This window comes from Candidatus Methylomirabilota bacterium (assembly GCA_035764725.1).
GTDB lineage: Bacteria > Methylomirabilota > Methylomirabilia > Rokubacteriales > CSP1-6 > DASRWT01.
In genome coordinates, this window is sequence record DASTYT010000052.1 from 1 (window position 1) to 19,447 (window position 19,447).

Annotated in this window: 18 protein-coding genes and 2 pseudogenes; 6 read left to right on the forward strand and 14 right to left on the reverse strand. The window is 68.2% G+C overall.

The annotated features are described in order from the left end of the window. From rsmD to VFX14_09205, 4 genes are all read right to left on the reverse strand, one after another. The coding region (rsmD, locus tag VFX14_09190; protein ID HEU5189851.1) for a 16S rRNA (guanine(966)-N(2))-methyltransferase RsmD at positions 1-547 on the reverse strand (547 nt) is incomplete at its 3' end. Further along, positions 547-2,688 (reverse strand): ATP-dependent DNA helicase RecG, encoded by a 2,142-nt coding sequence (recG, locus tag VFX14_09195; GenBank protein ID HEU5189852.1) that lies wholly within the window; start codon positions 2,686-2,688, stop codon positions 547-549. The genes rsmD and recG, both read right to left, overlap by 1 nt. 201 nt (positions 2,689-2,889) lie before the next feature. Continuing rightward, positions 2,890-3,147, reverse strand: coding sequence for a hypothetical protein (locus tag VFX14_09200; protein ID HEU5189853.1), 258 nt, complete (start codon positions 3,145-3,147; stop codon positions 2,890-2,892). Next, on the reverse strand, positions 3,144-3,416 hold the full coding sequence (locus VFX14_09205) for an RtcB family protein (protein ID HEU5189854.1): 273 nt from the start codon (positions 3,414-3,416) through the stop codon (positions 3,144-3,146). The genes VFX14_09200 and VFX14_09205 overlap by 4 nt, the downstream gene beginning before the upstream one ends. 1,712 nt (positions 3,417-5,128) lie before the next feature. On the opposite strand from VFX14_09205, the gene VFX14_09210 reads away from it, so the two are divergent. Both VFX14_09210 and VFX14_09215 read left to right on the forward strand, forming a co-directional pair. Beyond that, on the forward strand, positions 5,129-5,572 hold the full coding sequence (locus tag VFX14_09210; protein HEU5189855.1) for a CBS domain-containing protein: 444 nt from the start codon (positions 5,129-5,131) through the stop codon (positions 5,570-5,572). 168 nt (positions 5,573-5,740) lie between these two features. Next, positions 5,741-6,904 carry a fructose 1,6-bisphosphatase gene (locus VFX14_09215; GenBank protein HEU5189856.1) on the forward strand — a complete coding sequence of 388 codons (1,164 nt, stop codon included), beginning with the start codon at positions 5,741-5,743 and terminating at the stop codon, positions 6,902-6,904. Here the strand turns inward: VFX14_09215 and VFX14_09220 are convergent. The 4 genes and pseudogenes from VFX14_09220 to VFX14_09235 form a co-directional block, all read right to left on the reverse strand. Next, a pseudogene (locus VFX14_09220) lies at positions 6,861-7,386 on the reverse strand (hypothetical protein). The gene VFX14_09215 and the pseudogene VFX14_09220 overlap by 44 nt on opposite strands. Before the next feature lie 461 nt (positions 7,387-7,847). Next, the gene (locus VFX14_09225) at positions 7,848-8,027 is read right to left on the reverse strand and encodes a CBS domain-containing protein (GenBank protein HEU5189857.1); all 180 of its coding nucleotides are present in this window, start codon (positions 8,025-8,027) and stop codon (positions 7,848-7,850) included. Beyond that, positions 8,024-8,251, reverse strand: coding sequence for a CBS domain-containing protein (locus VFX14_09230; GenBank protein ID HEU5189858.1), 228 nt, complete (start codon positions 8,249-8,251; stop codon positions 8,024-8,026). The genes VFX14_09225 and VFX14_09230 overlap by 4 nt, the downstream gene beginning before the upstream one ends. 53 nt (positions 8,252-8,304) lie before the next feature. Then, on the reverse strand, positions 8,305-8,793 hold the full coding sequence (locus VFX14_09235) for a CBS domain-containing protein (GenBank protein ID HEU5189859.1): 489 nt from the start codon (positions 8,791-8,793) through the stop codon (positions 8,305-8,307). Positions 8,794-9,114: 321 nt separating this feature from the next. Between VFX14_09235 and VFX14_09240 the strand changes: the two genes are divergently transcribed. Further along, the gene (locus tag VFX14_09240; protein HEU5189860.1) at positions 9,115-9,987 is read left to right on the forward strand and encodes a formate/nitrite transporter family protein; all 873 of its coding nucleotides are present in this window, start codon (positions 9,115-9,117) and stop codon (positions 9,985-9,987) included. 1,197 nt (positions 9,988-11,184) lie between these two features. On the opposite strand, the gene VFX14_09245 is transcribed toward VFX14_09240, so the two are convergent. Then, on the reverse strand, positions 11,185-11,439 hold the full coding sequence (locus VFX14_09245) for a BRCT domain-containing protein (protein HEU5189861.1): 255 nt from the start codon (positions 11,437-11,439) through the stop codon (positions 11,185-11,187). 1,442 nt (positions 11,440-12,881) lie between these two features. Continuing rightward, entirely contained in the window at positions 12,882-13,334 is a 453-nt protein-coding gene (locus VFX14_09250; protein ID HEU5189862.1) for a universal stress protein, read from the reverse strand. 439 nt (positions 13,335-13,773) lie between these two features. Here VFX14_09250 and VFX14_09255 point away from each other — a divergent pair. From VFX14_09255 to VFX14_09265, 3 genes and pseudogenes are all read left to right on the forward strand, one after another. Beyond that, positions 13,774-14,148: pseudogene (locus VFX14_09255) on the forward strand (pyridoxamine 5'-phosphate oxidase family protein). Between the two features lie 126 nt (positions 14,149-14,274). Beyond that, the gene (rpmB, locus tag VFX14_09260) at positions 14,275-14,469 is read left to right on the forward strand and encodes a 50S ribosomal protein L28 (protein ID HEU5189863.1); all 195 of its coding nucleotides are present in this window, start codon (positions 14,275-14,277) and stop codon (positions 14,467-14,469) included. Positions 14,470-14,527: 58 nt separating this feature from the next. Beyond that, positions 14,528-14,722 carry a hypothetical protein gene (locus VFX14_09265; GenBank protein HEU5189864.1) on the forward strand — a complete coding sequence of 65 codons (195 nt, stop codon included), beginning with the start codon at positions 14,528-14,530 and terminating at the stop codon, positions 14,720-14,722. Positions 14,723-14,744: 22 nt separating this feature from the next. Here VFX14_09265 and VFX14_09270 read toward each other — a convergent pair whose 3' ends face one another. The 4 genes from VFX14_09270 to secF all read right to left on the reverse strand — a co-directional run bounded on the left by VFX14_09270 (position 14,745) and on the right by secF (position 19,433). Beyond that, complete coding sequence (locus VFX14_09270) at positions 14,745-15,632, reverse strand: type IV toxin-antitoxin system AbiEi family antitoxin (GenBank protein HEU5189865.1); 888 nt, start codon at positions 15,630-15,632, stop codon at positions 14,745-14,747. A 267-nt stretch (positions 15,633-15,899) separates the two neighbouring features. After that, positions 15,900-16,271 (reverse strand): metallopeptidase family protein, encoded by a 372-nt coding sequence (locus VFX14_09275; GenBank protein ID HEU5189866.1) that lies wholly within the window; start codon positions 16,269-16,271, stop codon positions 15,900-15,902. Positions 16,272-16,285: 14 nt separating this feature from the next. Continuing rightward, positions 16,286-18,424: a bifunctional (p)ppGpp synthetase/guanosine-3',5'-bis(diphosphate) 3'-pyrophosphohydrolase gene (locus tag VFX14_09280; GenBank protein HEU5189867.1), complete on the reverse strand. Its 2,139-nt coding sequence runs from the start codon at positions 18,422-18,424 to the stop codon at positions 16,286-16,288. Positions 18,425-18,500: 76 nt separating this feature from the next. Next, positions 18,501-19,433: a protein translocase subunit SecF gene (gene secF, locus VFX14_09285; protein ID HEU5189868.1), complete on the reverse strand. Its 933-nt coding sequence runs from the start codon at positions 19,431-19,433 to the stop codon at positions 18,501-18,503. Positions 19,434-19,447: the final 14 nt, after the last annotated feature.

Here is a 19,447-nt window from a genome sequence, read left to right on the forward strand (position 1 = left end):
GGCGCCGAAAGAAAGTCAAGGTGGTCTCCCCGAAGCGCCGCGTCTTCCAGAGGCTCAGCACCCCGGGCGCGTCGGGCAGCGGCGACTTGGTGGCGTGCTGGAACACCACCACGGCATCCGGGGCGAGGCAGGCGCCGGTCGCGATGGCCTCCAGGACCGCGGCCGCCCGCGGCGACGCGTAGGGCGGATCGGCGAAGGCCACCGCGAAGCGGGCGCCGGCCGCTCCGAGCTCCTCGACCGCGCGCGCGGCGTCGTCGCGTATAATCCGCGCGCGATCGGCCAGGCTTAGTCGGTCCACGTTGTCGCGGAGGGCGCGCAGGGCGTGCGGGTCCTGCTCCACGAAGACCGCGGACGGGGCGCCGCGCGACAGCGCCTCGATCCCCACGCCGCCTGCCCCCGCGAACAGATCGAGGAAGGGGCCGTCAGTGAGATAGGGCATGAGCGTATCGAGGCACGCGATGCGCACCTGGTCCGTGGTGGGCCGGGTGACGCGGCCCTTCGGCGTCACGAGGCGCTGACCCTTGAGCGCGCCGGCGAGAACCTTCATCAGCCGACGCTTGCGAGGTCGAGCCGCCCGCGCCAACGGGCGAGCAGCGCCGCCCGGAGTCCACGGTGCTCGGACTGGGCGAGGTCCGGGTCGCGGGCAACGAGGGCGAAGGCCTCCTGCCGTGCTTCCTCAAGGAGCGCGGCGTCACGCCGGAGGTCGGCGATCCGGAAGGCGGGCAGCCCGGACTGGCGGGTGCCGATGAAGTCGCCGGGCCCGCGGATGTCGAGGTCGACCTCGGCGATCTTGAACCCATCGCCGGTCTCCTCCATGGCGGCCAGCCGCCGGCGCGCGTCGTCGGACGTCCCGGCGCTCATGAGGATACAGTAGCTCTTGTCGCTCCCCCGCCCCACGCGCCCGCGCAGCTGGTGGAGCTGGGAGAGCCCGAAGCGCTCGGCATGCTCCACGAGCATCACGGTGGCGTTCGACACGTCGATGCCCACCTCGATCACCGTGGTCGACACGAGGAGGTCGATGGCGCCGCGTCGGAACTCCGTCATGACCGCGTCCTTCTCGGCGAAGCCCATGCGTCCGTGGAGCAGCCCAACGCGGAACTCGGGAAAGACGTCGTCCTGCAGTCGCTTCGCCATGTCCGTGGCCGCACGCAGGTCCAGCACCTCCGACTCCTCGACGAGGGGATAGACCACGTAGACCTGCCGCCCGGCCCTCATCTGCTCCCGCAGGAAGGCGTAGACCCGGGGCCGACCCTTCTCATCGCGCACACCGGTGACGATGCGCTGACGGCCGGGCGGCATCTCGTCCAGCACGGAGACGTCGAGGTCACCGTAGAGTGTGAGGGCGAGCGTGCGCGGGATAGGCGTCGCCGTCATCACGAGCACGTCCGGGCTCTCGCCCTTCGCGCGCAGGACCGCGCGCTGGACCACGCCGAAGCGATGCTGCTCGTCGACGACGGCGAGCCCGAGACGCTTGAAGCCCACGGTCTTCTGCACGAGGGCGTGGGTGCCCACCACGCAGCCCGTCGCGCCCGCGCGCAGCGCGTCCAGCCGCTCGCGGCGGGCCTTGCCGCGCGTGGCATTGGTGAGCAGCGTGACGTCCACGCCCAGCGGTACAAGCAGGCGCCCCAGCGTCATGGCGTGCTGCTCTGCGAGGATCTCGGTAGGGGCCATGAGGGCAGCCTGGTAGCCGGACTCGATGGTGGTGAGGATCGCGAGGCAGGCCACGACCGTCTTGCCCGAGCCGACATCGCCCTGGAGCAGGCGGTTCATGGGATACGGCGCCGCCATATCCGCGCGGATTTCCTTCCACACCCGCTCCTGTGCGCCGGTGAGTGCGAACGGCAGAGCGGCCCGTAGTCGCCGCCCCAGCTCGCCGGGCGGGTTGAGCGAGAGTCCGGGCCGGCGCCCCTCGCGGCTGCGGCGAATGGCGAGCCCCACTTCGAGGAGAAGGAGATCGTCGAAGACCAGTCGCCGGCGGCCGGACGCCTGCTCCGCTTCCGTGGCGGGGAAGTGGCCAGCCCGGAGCGCGGCGCCGATGGGCAAGAGCCCCCGACGCGCCAGCACCCCGGGGGGCAACGGCTCCGGCATCGCCCCCGCGTGCGCGTCCACTAGGCGCTTCTGCAGGGCACGGAAGGGGCGCTGATTGAGGCCGGCCGTGCTCGGGTACACGGGGACGAGGCGACCCGTGTGAAGCGTCTCGTCCTCGGCGTCCTCGACGATCTCGTAGTCGTCCACGCGCATCTCGAGGGCGCCGCTCCCGCGATTGGGCGGCTGGATCTTGCCGTGCACGATGAGACGTTGACCGCGCTGGATGACCCGCGCGAGGTACGACTGCCCGAAGAAGACCGCTCGAAGAAAGCCGGTGGCGTCCCGCAGCGTGACGAAGAGGGGTATCTGGGGCCGGCCTCGCGGCGGCGGGCTCACGCCCGCCACCGTGCCCGCGCACGTGCGGGCCTCCGGCCCCACCGCGAGGCGCCCCAGCGGAGTGAGCTGGCTACGATCCTCGTGCCGCCGCGGCAGGTGCAGGAGCGCGTCCGCCACGGTATTGATCCCGAGCTTGGCGTAGAGCTTGGCGCGCTGGGGGCCGACGCCGCGGAGGAACTGGAGTGGGGTGTCGAGGTTTTCCGGCCGCGACGGGGAGGCGGGCGTCGTGGTTGAGACTATCGGGCGCTGCCGTTTGGTCGCCAACCGGTTGCCTCGCCTTGGACCCATGCTATAAAAAGGAGGCCGTCCCCCGCCACGTTTGGTATCACGCATCATCATCCTCAAGCAATTCCACCATCTTCCGAGGCACTGCGGTTGCCCGAAGTATGATCCTCCCGCCTGCCTGACCCTAGCCGCTGAGGACTGCGGGGCCTGCGCTTTAACCAGCGACCCCTGGGTTATGCTTCAGCCTCGCTGAACCCAATTCCAAAGGACACCAAGAACGCGGCCAAGGACGTACCCGAACGCCCCCGTTGTGGCGATCAAAGCGATGGCGCGCCCCAGGACGAACGAACCGACGGCGTATGGCGGCGTGATGAAGTGCAGCCAGAACACAAGATCGATGAATCCTTGCGCCCATCCCAGGAGTACGAGCACTGACCACATGAAGTGCCAGCCCGCGTAAAGGGACCCCAGCACCAGTCCGAGCTTGTGCGTATTCATCGCTCCTCCCTAGCCCTTGATGTTCCCGGCCCGAGGAAGGCGACCCTCCGCGATAGGTCGAACCGGTGAAGCACCTTCACGACCTCGCCGAGGTCCTTGTACGCGAAGCCCGCTTCCTCCGCGACGCCCGACTTCGAGGCGGCCCGGACCACGATCCCGCGCGCCTCCATGTCCCCCATGAGCTGCTCGCCCCAGACGCGCCGCTTCGCCTGGGCTCGGGACATCGTCCGGCCCGTACCATGGACGGTAGAGCCGAAGGTCTCCGTCATCGCGTGGGCGGTATCCCAGGAGGAGCGCCGAGCCGAATCGCTTCACGTAGTCCATGCCGATCTGGTGTCCGAACCCACAAGAGTCACCATGGAGCATCACAAGCACTTGGCCCGGCCGGTCGACGCCGAGAGCGCGAGCGAGCGCCGCGTGGAGCACTCCGTCCGGCGGCACCACCTGGATCTCGAGGTAGTGATTCCCGGATCTCAGCGTGCCGAGCTGCTGGAGGCCGCGCGAGATGGCCCGCTCGCTGACTTGCTCGGGGGCGGCACCGGGGAGACAGCCGCCGCCTTCGATCCCGTCGAGGTCCTCCGGCCAGCCGTATTCGCGGTCGATGCACCAGCGGGCGCCCTGCACCATGACGTCCCGGAACTCGCTGTTGTCGAGACGCACGAATACCCGTCCACCGACTCCGGTGGGAACGGCTGCAAGGAGCGCTTCGATCACCTCCGTCAGGCGAGGGCGCACCCCCGCCTCGGTGAGGGCGGTGCGGACGAGAGCATCCCGCAGTTGATGTCGAATCCGATTCCTCCCGGAGAGATGATGCCGGTGTCCGCGCGAAAGGCGGCGACCCCCCGATGGGGAAGCCGTAACCCCCGTGCCCGTCCGACATGCAGAGGGCGGCGCGGACGATGCCGGGCAGGCACGTGACATTGGTGACTTGCTCGAGCATGTCGAGCCGGCTGGCGGTCAGGATCACGCGGCGTTCCACGCGCCCGTCGAGAGTGGCGGCCTCGACCATGAGCTGAGCGAAGGCGCAAGCTGCCGTCTCGAGCACCCGCCATTGGCCCATGGAGGGCTCGCGGCCAACGGCCCGGCGCGCGGGGGAACGGTCACCGGCCGCCCCCGCGCACCGAGCTCCGGGCTACTCGGCCTTCACGGAGATCAGGTTGCCCTTGGCCCTCGGGGCTTTCGGCATCGCCACGGTGAGCAAGCCGTTCTTGTAAACGGCCGTGACCTTGCTCCCTTTTCCTCCTTCTCGTGCTTCTTCTCCCCCTTGATCATAAGCATCTGGCCCTCGAGGGACACCGAGATGTCCTTGGAGTCGATGCCTGGGATCTCGGCCTTCACTACGAGGGCGTCCTTGGTCTCCGAGATGTCCAGCATCGGCGTCCACTCACCGAACACGCGCATCTCGCCCACTGACTTTTCTTGCATCGCGGGCGCCACCGAGGATCAGCGGAAAGTCGCAGGCTTGGCGAGGCGGCCGGACCGGATGCTGGGGCATGCATGCCGCAGACCGCGAGAATGGCGTGGCCGCTGGGACCAGCAAAGATCTTGTCGTCGCGATACGGCAAGGGTTTCACGGGCTATCACCCTTTCCTTGGAGCTTCGCAATTGCGATGCCAGTTCCCGCATGGCGGCAATCGCATAGTTGCCATCGCTTTCGGGACCCGGCCCCGATCGCGAAGTGGGGCGCGGCTGTCCCGCCGGGACAAAATCGCACCAGGCTTCGTTCGGCGCTGCGGCGGATTCCGGTCGGTGCGAACTGGGTAACCGCACGCTCGGCCGAAGTCCTTTGGGAAGCGGGCTCGGCCCTTCAACTAGGCGCGCTCTCATGTCTTCTCGCTTCGAAGGGGACAACGCGCGGCCCCGCGCTTCGTCAGGACGTGACCTCTGCGCTACCGGCTGGCTCGGCGGTTGCACGTTCTGAGAGCTCAAAGGGGCGAGCGACCGGGGCGTTCGACGCTTCCGGACGAAAAAGGGGAACGCCATGCCGAAGACGATTGCGGTCAAGCCAGTGGTGACCGCCTCGACCCGGATGACGGTCGCCGAGGCTGCCCGGGCGATGCGGTCCAAGAACCTCGGCGCCCTGGTCGTGGTCAACGCCGGCCGGCCGGTGGGGGTGCTCACCGACCGCGACATCGTGATGAATGTGGTGGCGCAGGGGAAGGATCCAGACGAGGCTCGGGTCGGTGACGTAATGCACGGGAAGCCGACGGTTCTCCAGGAGGACGCGAGCCTACTCGATGCCGCGCAGATGTTCGCGCGGACTGGCGTCCGCCGGCTTCCGGTCGTCGACCGGCACGGCGAGCTTGCGGGAATCATCGCGATCGACGACCTCATCATCCTGCTCGGCAACGAGATGGGGCACGTCGCGGCAGCGCGGGCCGCGGGGCTGTGCCGTCCCGGAACTCGGTCGATCGGCGCCGCGTAGCCGCCGAGTCCGCGCCCGCGGGAAGGGCTGAATGATGGGGAACAAGGTCGGCGACCTGATGAGCAAGCCGCAAGCCTGGTCGTGGTCGAGAACGATCGACTGGTTGGGATCCTCACTGGGCGCGATCTGCTGCGCGCTCGGACGGACCCCCACCGCAAGGAGAACCACGTGAGGCTCACCATCTCCGTCATCAAGGCCGATGTGGGATCTATCGGGGGGCATACCAAGCCGTCCCAGCGGATGCTCGACTCGGCGAACCTGCGCATCCGTGACGCGATCAAGACGGGCCTCCTCATGGATGGCCTCGTGACTCACACGGGTGACGACATCGCCCTCATCATGAGCCATCCACTCACGCCAGGGACGCCCGCCGTCCACCGGTTCGCGTGGGATACCTTCCTGGCGGCCACGGACGTGGCCAAGGCGGCAGGGCTTTACGGGGCCGGCCAGGACCTCCTCGTTGACGCGCCCTCGGCCAATATCCGCGGCGCGGGGCCCGCGGTGGCGGAGATCGAGATCGACCGGGATCCCGCCGATAAAGAGCGTCCCGCCGAGCCCTTCCTGGTCTTCGCGGGGGACAAGTGCAGCCCCGGAGCCTACAACTATCCGCTCTATTCGGTCTTCTGCGACCCCATGCACAATGGCGGGCTCCTGCTGAGCCCCAAGCTCCACCGTGGCTTCACGTTGACCATCATCGACATGGATCACAAGGGTCACGACGGCGACCGCATCATCCACCTGGACGTCCCCGAGCGGGTGTGGGACGTGGCCGCCTTGCTCCAGAATCCGGACCGGTTTGCTATTGAAGCGATCCATTCTCGCCACAGCCCCGATGAGCAGATCGTCGCCGTCTCCGCGACTCGCCTTCACAATATCGCGGGCAAGTACACCGGCAAGGACGATCCCGTGGCCATCGTGCGGACGCAAGGAATCTTCCCCGCCCCGGAGGAAGTGATCGAACCCTATACCCTCGGCCACTTCGTGACGGGGGACTGCCGGGGCTCCCATGTCATGCCGCTGATGCCGGTGGCGATCAACACGGCCGTCGCGGGACCGTATTGCCTGCCCATCATCTCGTGCATTGCCTTCTCGATGGACGCGCGCGGCCGATTCACAGAGGAGTGGCTGGATCTGTTTGGCAACGTGGCATGGGATGCCACGCGGCTCAAGGTGCAGCAGAAGGCCGACGAATGGCGCCGCCAGGGCTTCCTCGGACCCACCATGGCCTCGCACGCCGAGCTGAGCTATACAGGCATCGTCGATACCCTGGAGACGCTCGAACGCGAGTTCACCTCGCGGGCCGAGCGCGAGCTGACCGCGCCGGTGGCCTGACGGCTGCCCCTCCCTCGGGCGGCTGGCCTAGCGCCCAGCCCTCGGCGCCGATCAGCGGGACGAAGGCGACCGCTTCGAGCTCCTCGCGCTCGTAGCGGTCGTCCCCCGCCCGGCCCGTGCACGTCCGTCGGACCAGCCGCTGCCCGACCCGCCAGCTTCCGACGGGCATCACCAGGCGACTGCCCACCGCGAGCTGGTCGAGCAGGGGCTGGGGCACTCGCGGGCCGCCGGCGGTGACGATGATGACGTCATACGGCGCATGTTCGGGCCAGCCAAGGGTTCCATTAGCGTGACGCACGTGGATAGACCTCCGCGACCAGGGTCGAGAGCACCGCCGTCGAGTAGCCGGAACCGGTGCCGATCTCGAGCGCCCGGTCGGCCGGCTGCGGGCGCGCCGCCTCGATCATGAGCGCTACGATGTACGGCTGCGAGATGGTCTGCCCTTCCTCGATGGGCAGGGGCTCGTCTGCGTACGCGTCCATCGCGGCGCCACTCGGGCACGAATCGCTCCCGCGGCACCGTACGCATGGCTTCCAGCACCGCCGGGTCGTGAACCCCGCGGCGGGCGATCTGCGTCTCCACCATGCGGTCGCGCTGGGCCTTGAAGTCGTTCATGTCGCCCCCGCCGGAGAGGTGGCAGGCGAGCCGGTCGAGACGGGTCGCCGATAGAGAGGTCTTTGAGTACGTCGCGCACTTCTCGCCGGTTCGCTTGCGCCGGAGCTTTTGGGTGGATGTGACTTCTTCCGCCGCTCCGACAACTCAGCCGAAGGGACCGTGGAGCACTTGATCCCCGCGTAAGGCGGCACCTTCGCGTTCGTATCGCGAATGTAGTCTCCCGGAGCTTGTCGAGCGACTCCTCGAACACGGTGACGAGCGCCGCGTGTACCCCCCGACGCGCCGCCAGAACAGCCGCGCGAGTGTGTCCTCGGCCACCTCTCCGGCCTCAGGCCTCGACGAGCTGGTTCTGAAGGGCGCGCAGGATGTCCACGTAGCTGATGATTCCCAGGACCTCGCGCGTGTCGGGTCGGATCACCGGGAGGGCCCCGACCCTGCCCTCGAGCAGGAGCCCGATCACGTCGGCCACCTCGGTCTCGGGGCGGACGGAGATGACGTCCGCGCTCATGCTTTCGATGACCGGGCGCGCGAGCTCGGCCCGGGCCGCGGAAGCCCCTCGAGGGCGAGCATGCGGCCGATGTCGAGGGTGCCGAGGTCTCGATCGCTCAACATGCCGACGAGAGCGCCGTCCTGGACCACCGGCACGTGCCGAATCTCCAACTCGCACATGAGGTCCCAGGCCTCGCCAATGCTCGCCTTGGGATCTACCGTCATCAGGTGGCGTGCAATCATGGCGTCCTCCCTCCTGTCATGGCCCTCCTTCCGGGGACCGAGCAAGGGGCCGCTTACCCTTCCGCTCCCCAGCGCTCGGGCTTCGAGAGCACGCCCTCCTCGAGGAGTGCCACGAAGCCACGGATGATATCGGTGGCCGTGAGCATGCCGACGAGCCGGTCTCCCTCGACTACCGGAAGGGCGCTGATCCGCTGCTCCCGGAGCATCTGAGCCGCGCGGCGGATGTCGGTATCGGGCCGGACGCTCACCACACCCCAGGTCATGACGTCACGAACGGTGAGGATGTTGAGGGCGCGGCTCATGTTGCCGAGCTGCTCCTGTATCGCCGGCTCGAGGATGACCTGTCGGAGATCCCGATCGCTCACGATCCCGGCCAGACGTTTTCCCTCCAGCACGGGCAGATGCCGGATCTTTCGGGTCTGCATCTGCTTCCAGGCCTTCCCCACGGGCGTGTCCAGGCCCACCGCCAACGAGGTGCGGGACATCAGATCCTTCACGCGCAGCGCACGCTCCGGCCAGCCGAGCGCCTCGATATCGGTCACCGCCCGTCCCCGGCGTTTGGCCGCCCTCGTCCGAATGTCACGGGTGAGTGCTCTCTTGGGATGCCGCATGAAATTCCTCCCCTCGTATCCACGGTGCATGTACCACCCGAGGGAGAGGGTGCATTGCAGGTGCCAAGCGGAGGTGCCGCCAAAACGGGGGCTTGGACGCGCCGTGATATCCTGCGGCACCGTGAACGATGAGTCCCTGGGGCGGCGGTGCCCACATGGGGAGCACGTGCCCCAGACGGGGGCGCACAAATCGAACGCGCCATCGGCCTTCTTCCAGCACGAATCTGGCCGTTCCGGGAGGGAGAGACCCCCGTGACTGACTCGGCGCATGACAACGAGCCCCGCTCTACCTCAGCGTTCGACGCCCTCCTCCCCCCTCGCATGGCCGAGCGCGCAGAGGAAACCGGGGCGCGGAAGGCCGCCCTGGACCTCCCCGCGCTCTCAGTCCTGAGCGTTCTGGCGGGAGCCTTCATCGCGCTCGGCGCGGTCTTCTTCACCGTCGCCCTCGCCGGCGCCGGCGACTCGCCCTCCGGATCCGTGCGTATCCTCGCGGGAGTCGCCTTCAGCCTCGGCCTGGTGCTCGTCATCGTGGGCGGTGCCGAGCTCTTTACCGGGAATAGCCTCGTCGTCATGGCATGGGCCGCGCGCCGCATCTCCGCGCGCTCGCTCCTCCGCAATTGGGCGATCACGTACGTCGGCAACTTCGCCGGCGCGGTCGCGACCGCCGGACTCGTGGTCATGGCAGGAACTTACCGGATCGAGGGCGTCGGTGACGTCGCGCTGCGAGTCGCCGCACACAAGGTCGATCTGGGCTTCGGACAGGCGATGGCCCTCGGCATACTCTGCAACGGTCTCGTCTGCCTAGCGGTCTGGCTCACCCACAGCGCCCGCTCCACCGCCGACCGCGTGCTCGTCATCGTGCCGCCCATCACGGCGTTCGTGGCCTCCGGGTTCGAGCACTCGATCGCCAACATGTACTTCGTGCCGTTCGCGCTGCTGCTCGCGTGGAGCGACCCTGCCTTCGTCGCCGCGCATGGTCCGGAACGGATCAGCGAGACGCTCACCTGGGGACGGTTCCTCGTCGCGAACCTCCTCCCGGTCACGCTCGGCAATCTCATTGGCGGCGTTGGGCTCGTGGGGGCGGTCTACTGGTTCGTGTATCTCCGGCGTCGCCTGGGCCCCTAAGCATCCGCGGGATCGCGCCCCAAGGATCGACCGGTCGGCCGCACGGATGCCTCACTTTCGACGGGTCGCATGGCGAGGGGGGCGGATAGATCCCGCGGGCGGCGCTCGCGCTCGCCGTGGCGACGGCGCGCCAGCTCCGGATCGTCCGCATCCGGCCCGGGCGGCCACGGCCGGGGCTCCAGCCGCAACACCTGGCGGTCGTGCGGGCGCTCGCCAAGGTCAGTGGCGCACGCGTGGAGGGTGATGCCCTCGACTCGACCGCGCTCACCTTCGAGCCGGGGCGTATCGCGGCCGGTGCCCATCGGATCGACATCGAGGCGATCCGTGGGAGCGCGGCTCCACGACGCTTGCTTACGAGGCCCTGCTGCCTCTCGCGCGCGCGGCCCTCCCCTCCACCCTCACCCTCACCGGCGCGGGCGGCGGGGGCGCTCGTCCCCGTCCGGGTCCGGGATCTGCACGTGCTCGTCAAGGAGCTGAAGCGAAGGGGCATCTACACCATCGCGCGGGTCGTTGCCAACGACGTGCTCGCCCGCCATCGGCCCGAGTGGGCGCTCACCGACGTCCGGACGGGCCGTCCCTGGGTGGACAACGAGCGTCTCGCCGGGCTCGACCCGTTCCGCGAGGAGGCGTGGGACTACATGATCGCGGTGGCGCGCGAGGCCGCCAGCAAGGGGTTCCAGGAGATCCAGTTCGACTACCTCCGTTTCCCCGCTGATGGTGAGCTCGGCCACGTGCGCTACTCCCGGCCGAGCACGCAATCGACCCGACACAGGCCATCACGGGTTTCCTCACTCGCGCCCGCACCGCCCTCGATGGGACCGGCGCCCTCATCGCCCTCGACATCTTCGGCTATGTGGCCTTCAACTCCACCGACAGCGAGATTGGCCAGCGGATCGAGGGTCTCGCCCCGTGGGTCGACGGCTGCTGCCCCATGGCCTACCCGTCGGCCTATCATCGGGGGATACCCGGCTCGGCTTTCCCCATCCCGTCGTCCACCCGGAGGAAGTCGTCTTCGAGACCGTTGAGCGAACGCGGGTGCGCGCCGCCCACGGCGGCGCACAGGTGCACCCATGGATCCAGGATTTTCGTGACTACGCCTTCGACCGGCGGTCCTTCACGGCCGCCGAGGTCCGGGCCAGATGCGCGCGGCCGAAGCGGCGGGCGCCGCGGGATGGATGATCTGGAATCCCCGGACGACTACACGGCTGAGGCGCTCGATCCTCGCCCTCCTCCATGAGTGGGCCGCCGCTTCCCGATGCGGCCGAGGAACGCGCGCTCGCCGCACGTGGGGACCCTGAGGCGGCACGCCTCCGACAGCTTCTCTCCCGGCTCCTCGCCCACCACCAGGAGGTCGGTCTTCCGCGACACGGAGTCGGTGACGCGGCCGCCCAGCGCCTCGATCCGGTCCCTCGCCTCGTCACGCGAGAAGCGCCGGAGCGTCCCGGTCAGCACCACGGTCTTCCCGGGGGGGGCCGCTGGCCCTCGGCGCCTCCCGCTCCTCCATCGCGACGCCACTCGCGGCGAGACGCTCGATGACCCACCAATTGCTGGACTCGCCCAGGAACTTCACGACCGACTGGCGATGGGGGGGGGCCGACGCCCCGGATGGCGGCGATCTCGGGGGCGGTGGCGCGAGCCAGCCCGGGGGAGGCTGTGGAAGCGACCGGCGAGGAGCTGCCCCGCGTGCTCGCCCACCATCCGGATGCCGAGACCGTGGAGCAGCCGACCGAGCCCTCGCCGCCGCGACCTCTCGATGGCGTCCACCAGGTTCTGCGCCGACTTCGTCGCGAAGCTGGAAGGCGCGTCAGCTGGGCCGGTGTCAGGCGGTAGAGATCGGCGAAGTCGCCGACGAGGCCGCGGTCCACGAGCGCGGCGATCGTCTGCTCGCCCAGGCCCTCGATGTCCATCGCGCGCCGCGAGCCCCAGTGGCGAAGACGCTCCTTGAGCTGCGCTGGGCAGGCGCTGTTCCGACACCGCCAGTAGGCTTCCCCCTCCGGGCGCATCGCGAGGCCGCCGCAGGCGGGGCAATGGGTGGGGAAATGGAATGGCCCGGCCCGTCCACGGCGCCGGCACCAGGAGGACGGTGTCCCCCACCCGGATGTCCTTGCGACGGATCTCGTCCTCGTTGTGCGGCTCGCGTTGCGGATCACCGCTCCCCCCACCGCCACCGGCTCGAGCGGGACCACCGGGGTCAGCGTCCCCGTCTTGCCGACCTGCACCTCGATGCCCCGCACCCCGCGTGGCGGCCTGTCGCGGGGTGAACTTCAGCGCGATCGCCCAGCGTGGGTGATGTCCGGTGGAGCCGAGTCGCTCCGGAAGGACAAGATCATCGACCTTGTTGCGCGGGTTGATCGTGAACCCGGCCCGACGGAGGGCCTCGAGCTCCTGCCAATGGGTGTCGAAGCGGCCGCCGCGCAGATGGCTGATCTGGTAGATGGAGAGGTCGAGAGGGCGGCGCGCGGTGACGGTGGGGTCCTTCTTACGCACCGAGCCCGCGGCGGCATTGCGCGGGCGAAGGCCTCTTCGCCGCGTGCCTCCAACCCTCGGTTCAGCCGCGCGAAGGCGGCCCGCGGCATGTAGATCTCGCCGCGGACCTCCACCTCGTCGGCGCCCCCCAGCGCGCCCGCGAGCGAAGCGAGCACCGCGGGGACGGTGCGGAGGTTCGGCGTGACACGTCCTCGCCGACGCGGCCATCGCCGCGCGTGGCCCCCCGCAAGAGCCGGCCCCGGCGATAGAGCAGCACAACCCCGAGGCCGTCGATCTTCGGCATGCCAGGGCGCCGTGACCGTCACGGATAGGCGCCGATGATCTCGGCGCACCCGGGAGTGCATACGCCGGACCGGACGATCAGCTGCAGCATGTCAGCCCACGTCCGAGCTCGCAGGGGCGCGTCATCATGGCCGGGCGTGAACCGAGAGCACCGGACACGGGGCGAGTCGCACCACGCGCTCGGCCACGCTGCCCAGCAGTGCGCGGGGGCCGCCCGATCGCCCCCGAGTGCCGATTACGACGAGGTCGGCGCGTTCGTCGGTCGTGAGATCCACGATCTCCTCGTATGGGATGCCGATCCGCACCGCCAGCCGTACGCGGCGACCCTCGGCCCTCGCGGTCTCCGCCCATTTCGTGAGCTTGTCGTCCGCCCAGCGGCGCAGCGCGGCCCGGACTTCGGCGAGCCGTGCTCGCGTGAGCGGTCCGCCCACAAGTCGAGGCGCCTCGGGTACGACATGGGTTAGGACGATCTCGGCATCCGAGAGCGCGGCCAGCCGCCTGGCATGGGCCCACGCCTCCTCGGATGCCGGGGAGAAGTCCACCGCGACGACGATACGATGATATCCAGTCCCGTCCATCGCGCGCGCCCTAGTGCGACAGCATATCGCCGTAGGTCGGCGTCAGAGATGGCGGCATCACGTTATAGCCCCGTCAGATGGGCCGGATGCTCGGCAGCCCGCGGGAAGGCCATGTCGAGGTGGCCGAGGAGGTCGGGCCATTGTTTGCGATGATAAGCGGATCCTTCAGCGACACGCCGTCCTCCTTGTGCGAGGGCCAGACGATCCAAACCTCTCTGCCGATGAACCACTCGTGAGAAGAGCAACGGCGATGCCACGAAGGGTTCAGCCGTATTTCGTGGATCTTGATCGCACTCCGCGAGGCCGCGGCGCGCGCCCGGGCCGAGGCCCGCTCGCCCCGATTGGGACAACCGTGCCCCGCGTGAATTGACTTGCGAAGGTCAGGGCCCCGCGCGTCTTTCGGTGCGAATCTGAGGAGCGTAGAGGAGCGTGCACGCACAGGGCTCAACCCTGTGTCGTGCCCGTCTACTTCGCCTACCATAATAAGGCCCTCTTTAGCTTTGCCACGGTTGGGCAAAAGATCGAGTGGATGCGTGCCAACCCTCGGGTTTGTGTCGAGGTCGACGAGATCGTGAGCCCGCAGCAATGGGTGAGTGTGGTCGTCCTCGGTCGCTACGAGGAACTGCCCGACACGCCAGAGTGGCAGAGTACCCGCGCCGTCGCACACAAGCTTCTCGAGAAATCTGCCATGTGGTGGGAGCCAGAGTACGTTGAATCGTCCGGGCCGCGCCCGCTGGTGCCGATCTTCTACCGCATTCGGGTCGATCGGATGACCGGCCACCGCGCCGTTCCTCGACCCGGTGGCATCGCCTGACACGAGGTTGTCGCATGAGGTCGCCAGGGATTCCTTGAATTCACTCCCGGTTTCGGCTATAAAAGGGCGCCGCATCCGACAACCTCGTCGGGACATCTCGGTCGCCACCACGAAGGAGCCAGCCCCATGCCTCAGCGCTGCGACATCTGCGGGAAGGGTCCCGCGGTCGGTCACCGCATCAGCCACGCGCACAACGTCACCGCCCGGCGCTGGATGCCCAATCTCGTGTCGATGCGGGGCAGCGTCGGCGGGGGCCGCCCCAAGCGCCTGCGCGTCTGCACGCGGTGCCTCAAGGCCGGCAAAGTGACGAAGGTCCTCTAGAGCAAGAAAACGGGGGGCTCGGCGCCCCCCGTTCTCCGTATGTAGGGTATGAGTCCCGGTGGGAGGCCGCCACCCCCCACCGCTCAGCACGTCGCTAACTTACTTCTTCTTCTTCTTGGCCGCCTTCTTCTTCGCCATCGGAGCGTCACCTCCTTTCGTGTGCGATCGTCGATGCGTCTACTTCCTCCTGCCCTTCTTCATCGCCTTCTTCTTCTTTCCGCCCTTCTTCGCGGCTCTACGCTTTGCCATGTGAGGCTCACCCCCTTCCCTTCCCGTCAGTACCCCATCGCCTCACGCCGCAAGTGGGCGGCCTGCTCCCGCCCGCGACGCTCATAGCGATAGAGATCGACGTACAGCTGGGGCAGGCACACGACCGGAAGCCCCCCCTTGGTCACCGGCGCGTAGAACACGCCGTCGTCATAGGGCTCAAGGAGATTGACGTTGCCTTCGCCTTCGGCGGGCCGCAGGCTGAGACCCGCCATCACCGGCGCGGGATCACCCTCGACGTAGCAGTGGATGGCGGGGAAGCGGACGCTCGGCGCGATCAGCGCGGCCCCGGCGTGGAGGGTGAACGCGTAGCGCCGGCCCTCGGCGTGACAGACCCGCGCCAGCTCGGCCACGAGTTTCCGGGTGATGCGCTCGGTCGTGAAGCAGCTCTCCGCGCGATTTTGCCGGAACGTATACGCGTCCCGCCAGGCCTCGAGTAGCTCACCGGCCTTGGAGAGACGGATGCGCTGATGCTCGCCCCGCTCGATCCAGGAGAGATCCTCCATCCGCTTCACGACGTTGTGGGCGTGTCCCAGGCTCACGTCGGCGGCCTTGGCGAGCTCCTCGAGGCGCCAGGCATGCTGGGGATCGACCAGCAGCACGCGCGCCACCCGGCTGGCTCGCGGCGCGAAGAGCGAGCGCAGCGGCCGTGTCGAGGGGCGGAGGTTCGGCCTCCCCTCCCTTTCGATCAGCACGTGATCGAAGGAGAGATAACAGTTTCCCGAGAGATCTAGATAGCCCATGCCGGCTCGGCGCAGCAGAGCGGCGCTCTGCGGGCTCACGTACTCGGCCACCGCGAGGGGATACGCACTCGGCAGGTCCCGGCGCAGCTCGCCCAAGCGCGAAATCGACTCGCGGATCTGACGGGGTTGTCCCACGGAAGTGAATTCGAGCACCAGCGTCGAGTCGACCGGTCCCATCTTGAAACGGACTAGAAGATCCGCACGTTGGCTGCCGACAGGGTATTCCTCCAGCTCTTCCCATGCTGCGGCGCGCGGGAAGAGCTCCCGGAGCCTTTGCCCCGCCAACTGCCTGATGTCTCGCGGCTTCGCCATGGTTTCACTTGTTCCGTCATTTTCAGCGTCTGCTGAAACAATACGAACAAACGAAATCCCTTGTCAAGCGAAAATCGGGGAAATTGGCTGGGAACGGGAGCGCGCAGGCTAGTCGCCCTGCTCGATCCCGTCCATGGTCTCGTCGTCGAGCCCGAAGTAGTGACCGACCTCGTGGATCACGACATCTCGCACGAGGTCAGCCATCTCCTGGGGGTCGGCGCAGTCTTCCTCGATGGGCCCCTGGTAGATGTGAATGGTGTCCGGCAAGACGTTCCCGTAGCCGGAGTCGCGCCGAGTGAGATCGACCCCGCGATAGAGGCCGTAGAGCGTGTCGGGAGGCTCGATGCCCATCTCGGCCAGGGTGGCCGCGTCGGCCCAGTCCTCGACGACGACGGCGACGTTCTCGATGCGATCGCGGAAGGGATGGGGCAGGCGGCGCAAGGCCCGATGAACGAGGGCCTCGAACTCGGCGCGCGTCATGGGCGGGGCGGAGGCTAGAGGCCTCTCACGCGCTCGACGTTGATGACGTCCTTGACGTCGCGGATGGCCTGCATGATGGCCTGAAGCTGCTTGAGATCCTCGACCTCGACTACGAAGTTGTTGATGCCCTTCCGGTCCTCGGTCACCGTGATGTCTGCCTTGGTGATGTTGCCCCTGCCCGAGGAGATGGCGGTGGTGATCTCGGCGAGGAGGCCTGGGCGGTCGCGCCCGATGTAGACGGCGATGCGGACGGGCCGCTTGGCCGGCCCGCTCCCCTCCCACTCCACCGCCACCAGCCGCTCCTTGTCCAGCACGTTCTTGGCCACGGTCAGGCAGTCGCGCGCGTGCACGGTGAGTCCGCGGCCGCGGGTGATGAACCCGACGATGCTGTCGCCGGGCACCGGCGAGCAGCACTTCCCGAACCGCACCATGAGGTCGTCGACCCCTCGGATCCGCACCGCGCTCTCGCTCTTGCGCGCGGCCTTGTGGGGCACACGCTCGACCTGCTCGTGCACCGCCCCGGGGGCGACTCGGCCCAGCACCTGCTGGACGGACGTCTTGCCGTAGCCGATCGACGCCAGGAGATCGTCCACGGTGGGGAAGCCGAGCTCGGCGCCGACCTTGCGGATGTCGTCGCCGGCCAGCAGGGTGGCCGACGTGAGGCGGTACTTCTTCGTCTCCCGCTCGAACAGCTCCCGCCCCAGCTCGAGCGATCGCGCGCGCTCCTCGACCTTGAGCCACTGGTTGATCTTGGCCCGGGCGCGGTTGGACTTGGCGATCTTGAGCCAGTCACGGCTCGGATGCTGCCCCGGGGAGGTGACGACCTCGACGATGTCGCCCTGCCGGAGCGTGTAGCGGAGGGGAACCAGCTTGCCATTGACCTTCGCGCCGACACAGTGATGGCCTACGTCGGTATGCACGGTGTAGGCGAAGTCGATGGGCGTGGCCCCCTCCGGGAGCGCCTTCACGTCGCCCTTCGGGGTGAACACGTAGACCTCGTCCGGGAAGAGGTCGAGGCGCACGGTGTCCAGGAACTCCTTGGGGTCCTTGACTTCCTTCTGGGACTCCATGAGCTGGCGGAGCCACGTGAATGCGTCGTCGAAGCGGTCCCGGTCGCTCCGGCGCTCCTTGTAGAGCCAGTGGGCCGCGATGCCCTCCTCCGCGATCCGGTGCATCTCGAGGGTGCGGATCTGGATCTCCACCGGGTCGCCCTTGGGACCGATCACGGTGGTGTGGAGGGACTGGTACATGTTCACCTTGGGCATCGCGATGAAGTCCTTGAAGCGGCCGGGCACCGGCTTCCACAGCGAGTGGATCACCCCGAGCGCCCCGTAGCAGTCGCGCACGGACTTCGTGATCACGCGGACCGCGGTGAGATCGTAGATCTCGTCGAACTCGCGCCCGCCCTCGTGCATCTTCTTCCAGATCGAGTAGAAGTGCTTGGGCCGGCCGCTGATCCGGGCCTCGATTCCCACCTCGCCGAGCTTGTCCTGGAGGAAGGCGATGACCTGGTTGATCTCGGCCTCGCGCTCGAGGCGCCGCTTGGCCACCCGCCGCATCAGCTCCTGGTAGGAGTCGGGGTGCATGACGCGGAGGGCGAGGTCCTCCAGCTCCGCCTTGACCTTGGCCATGCCGAGGCGGTGGGCGAGCGGCGCGTAGATGTCCAACGTCTCCTGGGCGATCTTCTTGGCCTTCTCGGGCGGCAGGTAGCCGAGCGTCCGCATGTTGTGGAGGCGGTCGGCGAGCTTGATCATGAGCACGCGGATGTCGCGCGCCATCGCCACCACCATCTTGCGAAAGTTCTCGGCCTGCCGCTCCTCGCGCGACGAGAAGGCCAGCTTGCCGATCTTGGTCACTCCGTCCACCAGCTCGGCGATGTCGGCGCCGAACTCGCGGACGAGGTCGTCCTTGGTGGTCTGGGTGTCCTCGAGAACGTCGTGGAGGAGGCCGGCGGTCACCGTCGTCACGTCCATCTTGAAGTCGACGAGGAGGCCGGCGACCTCCAGGGGATGCGAGAGGTAGGGCTCGCCGGAGGCGCGCTGCTGCCCGAGGTGGGATTGCTCGGAGAACCGGTAGGCGCGCTCGACGAGCCCCAGATCAGCCGTGGGCTGATACTTCGGGATCTCGTCGATCAGCGTCTGGAGCTGGGTCAACCCGTTCCCTCCCTAGGTTGACCATTAATGTTGCCACGTAAGTTGGCACAACGCCAGACATTTTTCGCGGTCGCGATCAGGCCTTGGCGGGGACCTTGCCTCCGGCGGGGGCCTTCCCGCGGCTCCAGTTCTCCCAGTCGAGGATCAGCGCCGCCGCCGCCACGGATGAGTAGGTCCCGGTGACCACCCCGATGACGAGGGCGAAGGCAAAGTCGCGCAGCACCTCGCCCCCGAAAAGGAAGAGGACGAAGGCCGAGAGGAACGTGGTGAACGAGGTCAGCAGGGTCCGGGACAGGGTCTGGTTGATGGCGGAGTTGATGAGGCCGGCCAGGCCGGGGCCCCGCCGCGTCCCCCGCCCGCGGGTCTCCCGAATGCGGTCGAACACCACGATGGTGTCGTTGATCGAGTAGCCGACGATGGTGAGGAGGGCGGCGAGGACGGGCAGCGAGATCTCGCGGCCGGTGATGGAGAGCGCGCCCAGCGTCACCATCACGTCGTGGGCCAACGCGAGGACGGAGACCACGCCGCCGCGGTAGTCGAACCGGATGGCGACGTAGACGAGGATGCCCGCCATGCCGGCGAGCACCGCGTAGAGCGCCTGGAGCTGGAGGTCGCGTCCCACCTGGGGTCCCACGAACTCCACCCGCCGGATCTCCAGCGCGCCGTCACCCGTCGCCGAGAGGGCGGTCTGCACCGCCTTGGTGAGCTCGTCCGACTTCCGGTCGCTCTGGGGCAGCCGCACCAGGTACTCCTGCGGATCGCCGAACTGCTGGATCACCGCGGTGCCGAGCCCGATGCGGTCCAGGCCTCGCCGCACGTGGTCCACGGTGACCGGCTTCTCGTAGCGCAGCTGGATCAAGGTGCCCCCGGTGAAGTCGATGCCGTAGTTGAGCCCGCCGTGCAGCACGATCGAGACGATCGAGACGATCACAGCGCCCAGCGACGCCAGATAGAACCAGCGCCGCTTGCCCACGAAGTCATAGTTGGTGTTGACGAAGATCTGCAGCATGCCGGCTCCGGTGT

Bases quoted from the DNA above. Each gene is read 5' to 3' on its own strand.
- VFX14_09200 (HEU5189853.1), bottom strand. From the start codon at position 3,147: ATGAATACGCACAAGCTCGGACTGGTGCTGGGGTCCCTTTACGCGGGC.
- VFX14_09205 (HEU5189854.1), bottom strand. From the start codon at position 3,416: ATGACGGAGACCTTCGGCTCTACCGTCCATGGTACGGGCCGGACGATG.
- VFX14_09210 (HEU5189855.1), top strand. From the start codon at position 5,129: ATGCCGAAGACGATTGCGGTCAAGCCAGTGGTGACCGCCTCGACCCGG.
- VFX14_09225 (HEU5189857.1), bottom strand. From the start codon at position 8,027: ATGAGCGCGGACGTCATCTCCGTCCGCCCCGAGACCGAGGTGGCCGAC.
- VFX14_09230 (HEU5189858.1), bottom strand. From the start codon at position 8,251: ATGATTGCACGCCACCTGATGACGGTAGATCCCAAGGCGAGCATTGGC.
- VFX14_09250 (HEU5189862.1), bottom strand. From the start codon at position 13,334: ATGGACGGGACTGGATATCATCGTATCGTCGTCGCGGTGGACTTCTCC.
- rpmB (HEU5189863.1), top strand. From the start codon at position 14,275: ATGCCTCAGCGCTGCGACATCTGCGGGAAGGGTCCCGCGGTCGGTCAC.
- VFX14_09275 (HEU5189866.1), bottom strand. From the start codon at position 16,271: ATGACGCGCGCCGAGTTCGAGGCCCTCGTTCATCGGGCCTTGCGCCGC.
- secF (HEU5189868.1), bottom strand. From the start codon at position 19,433: ATGCTGCAGATCTTCGTCAACACCAACTATGACTTCGTGGGCAAGCGG.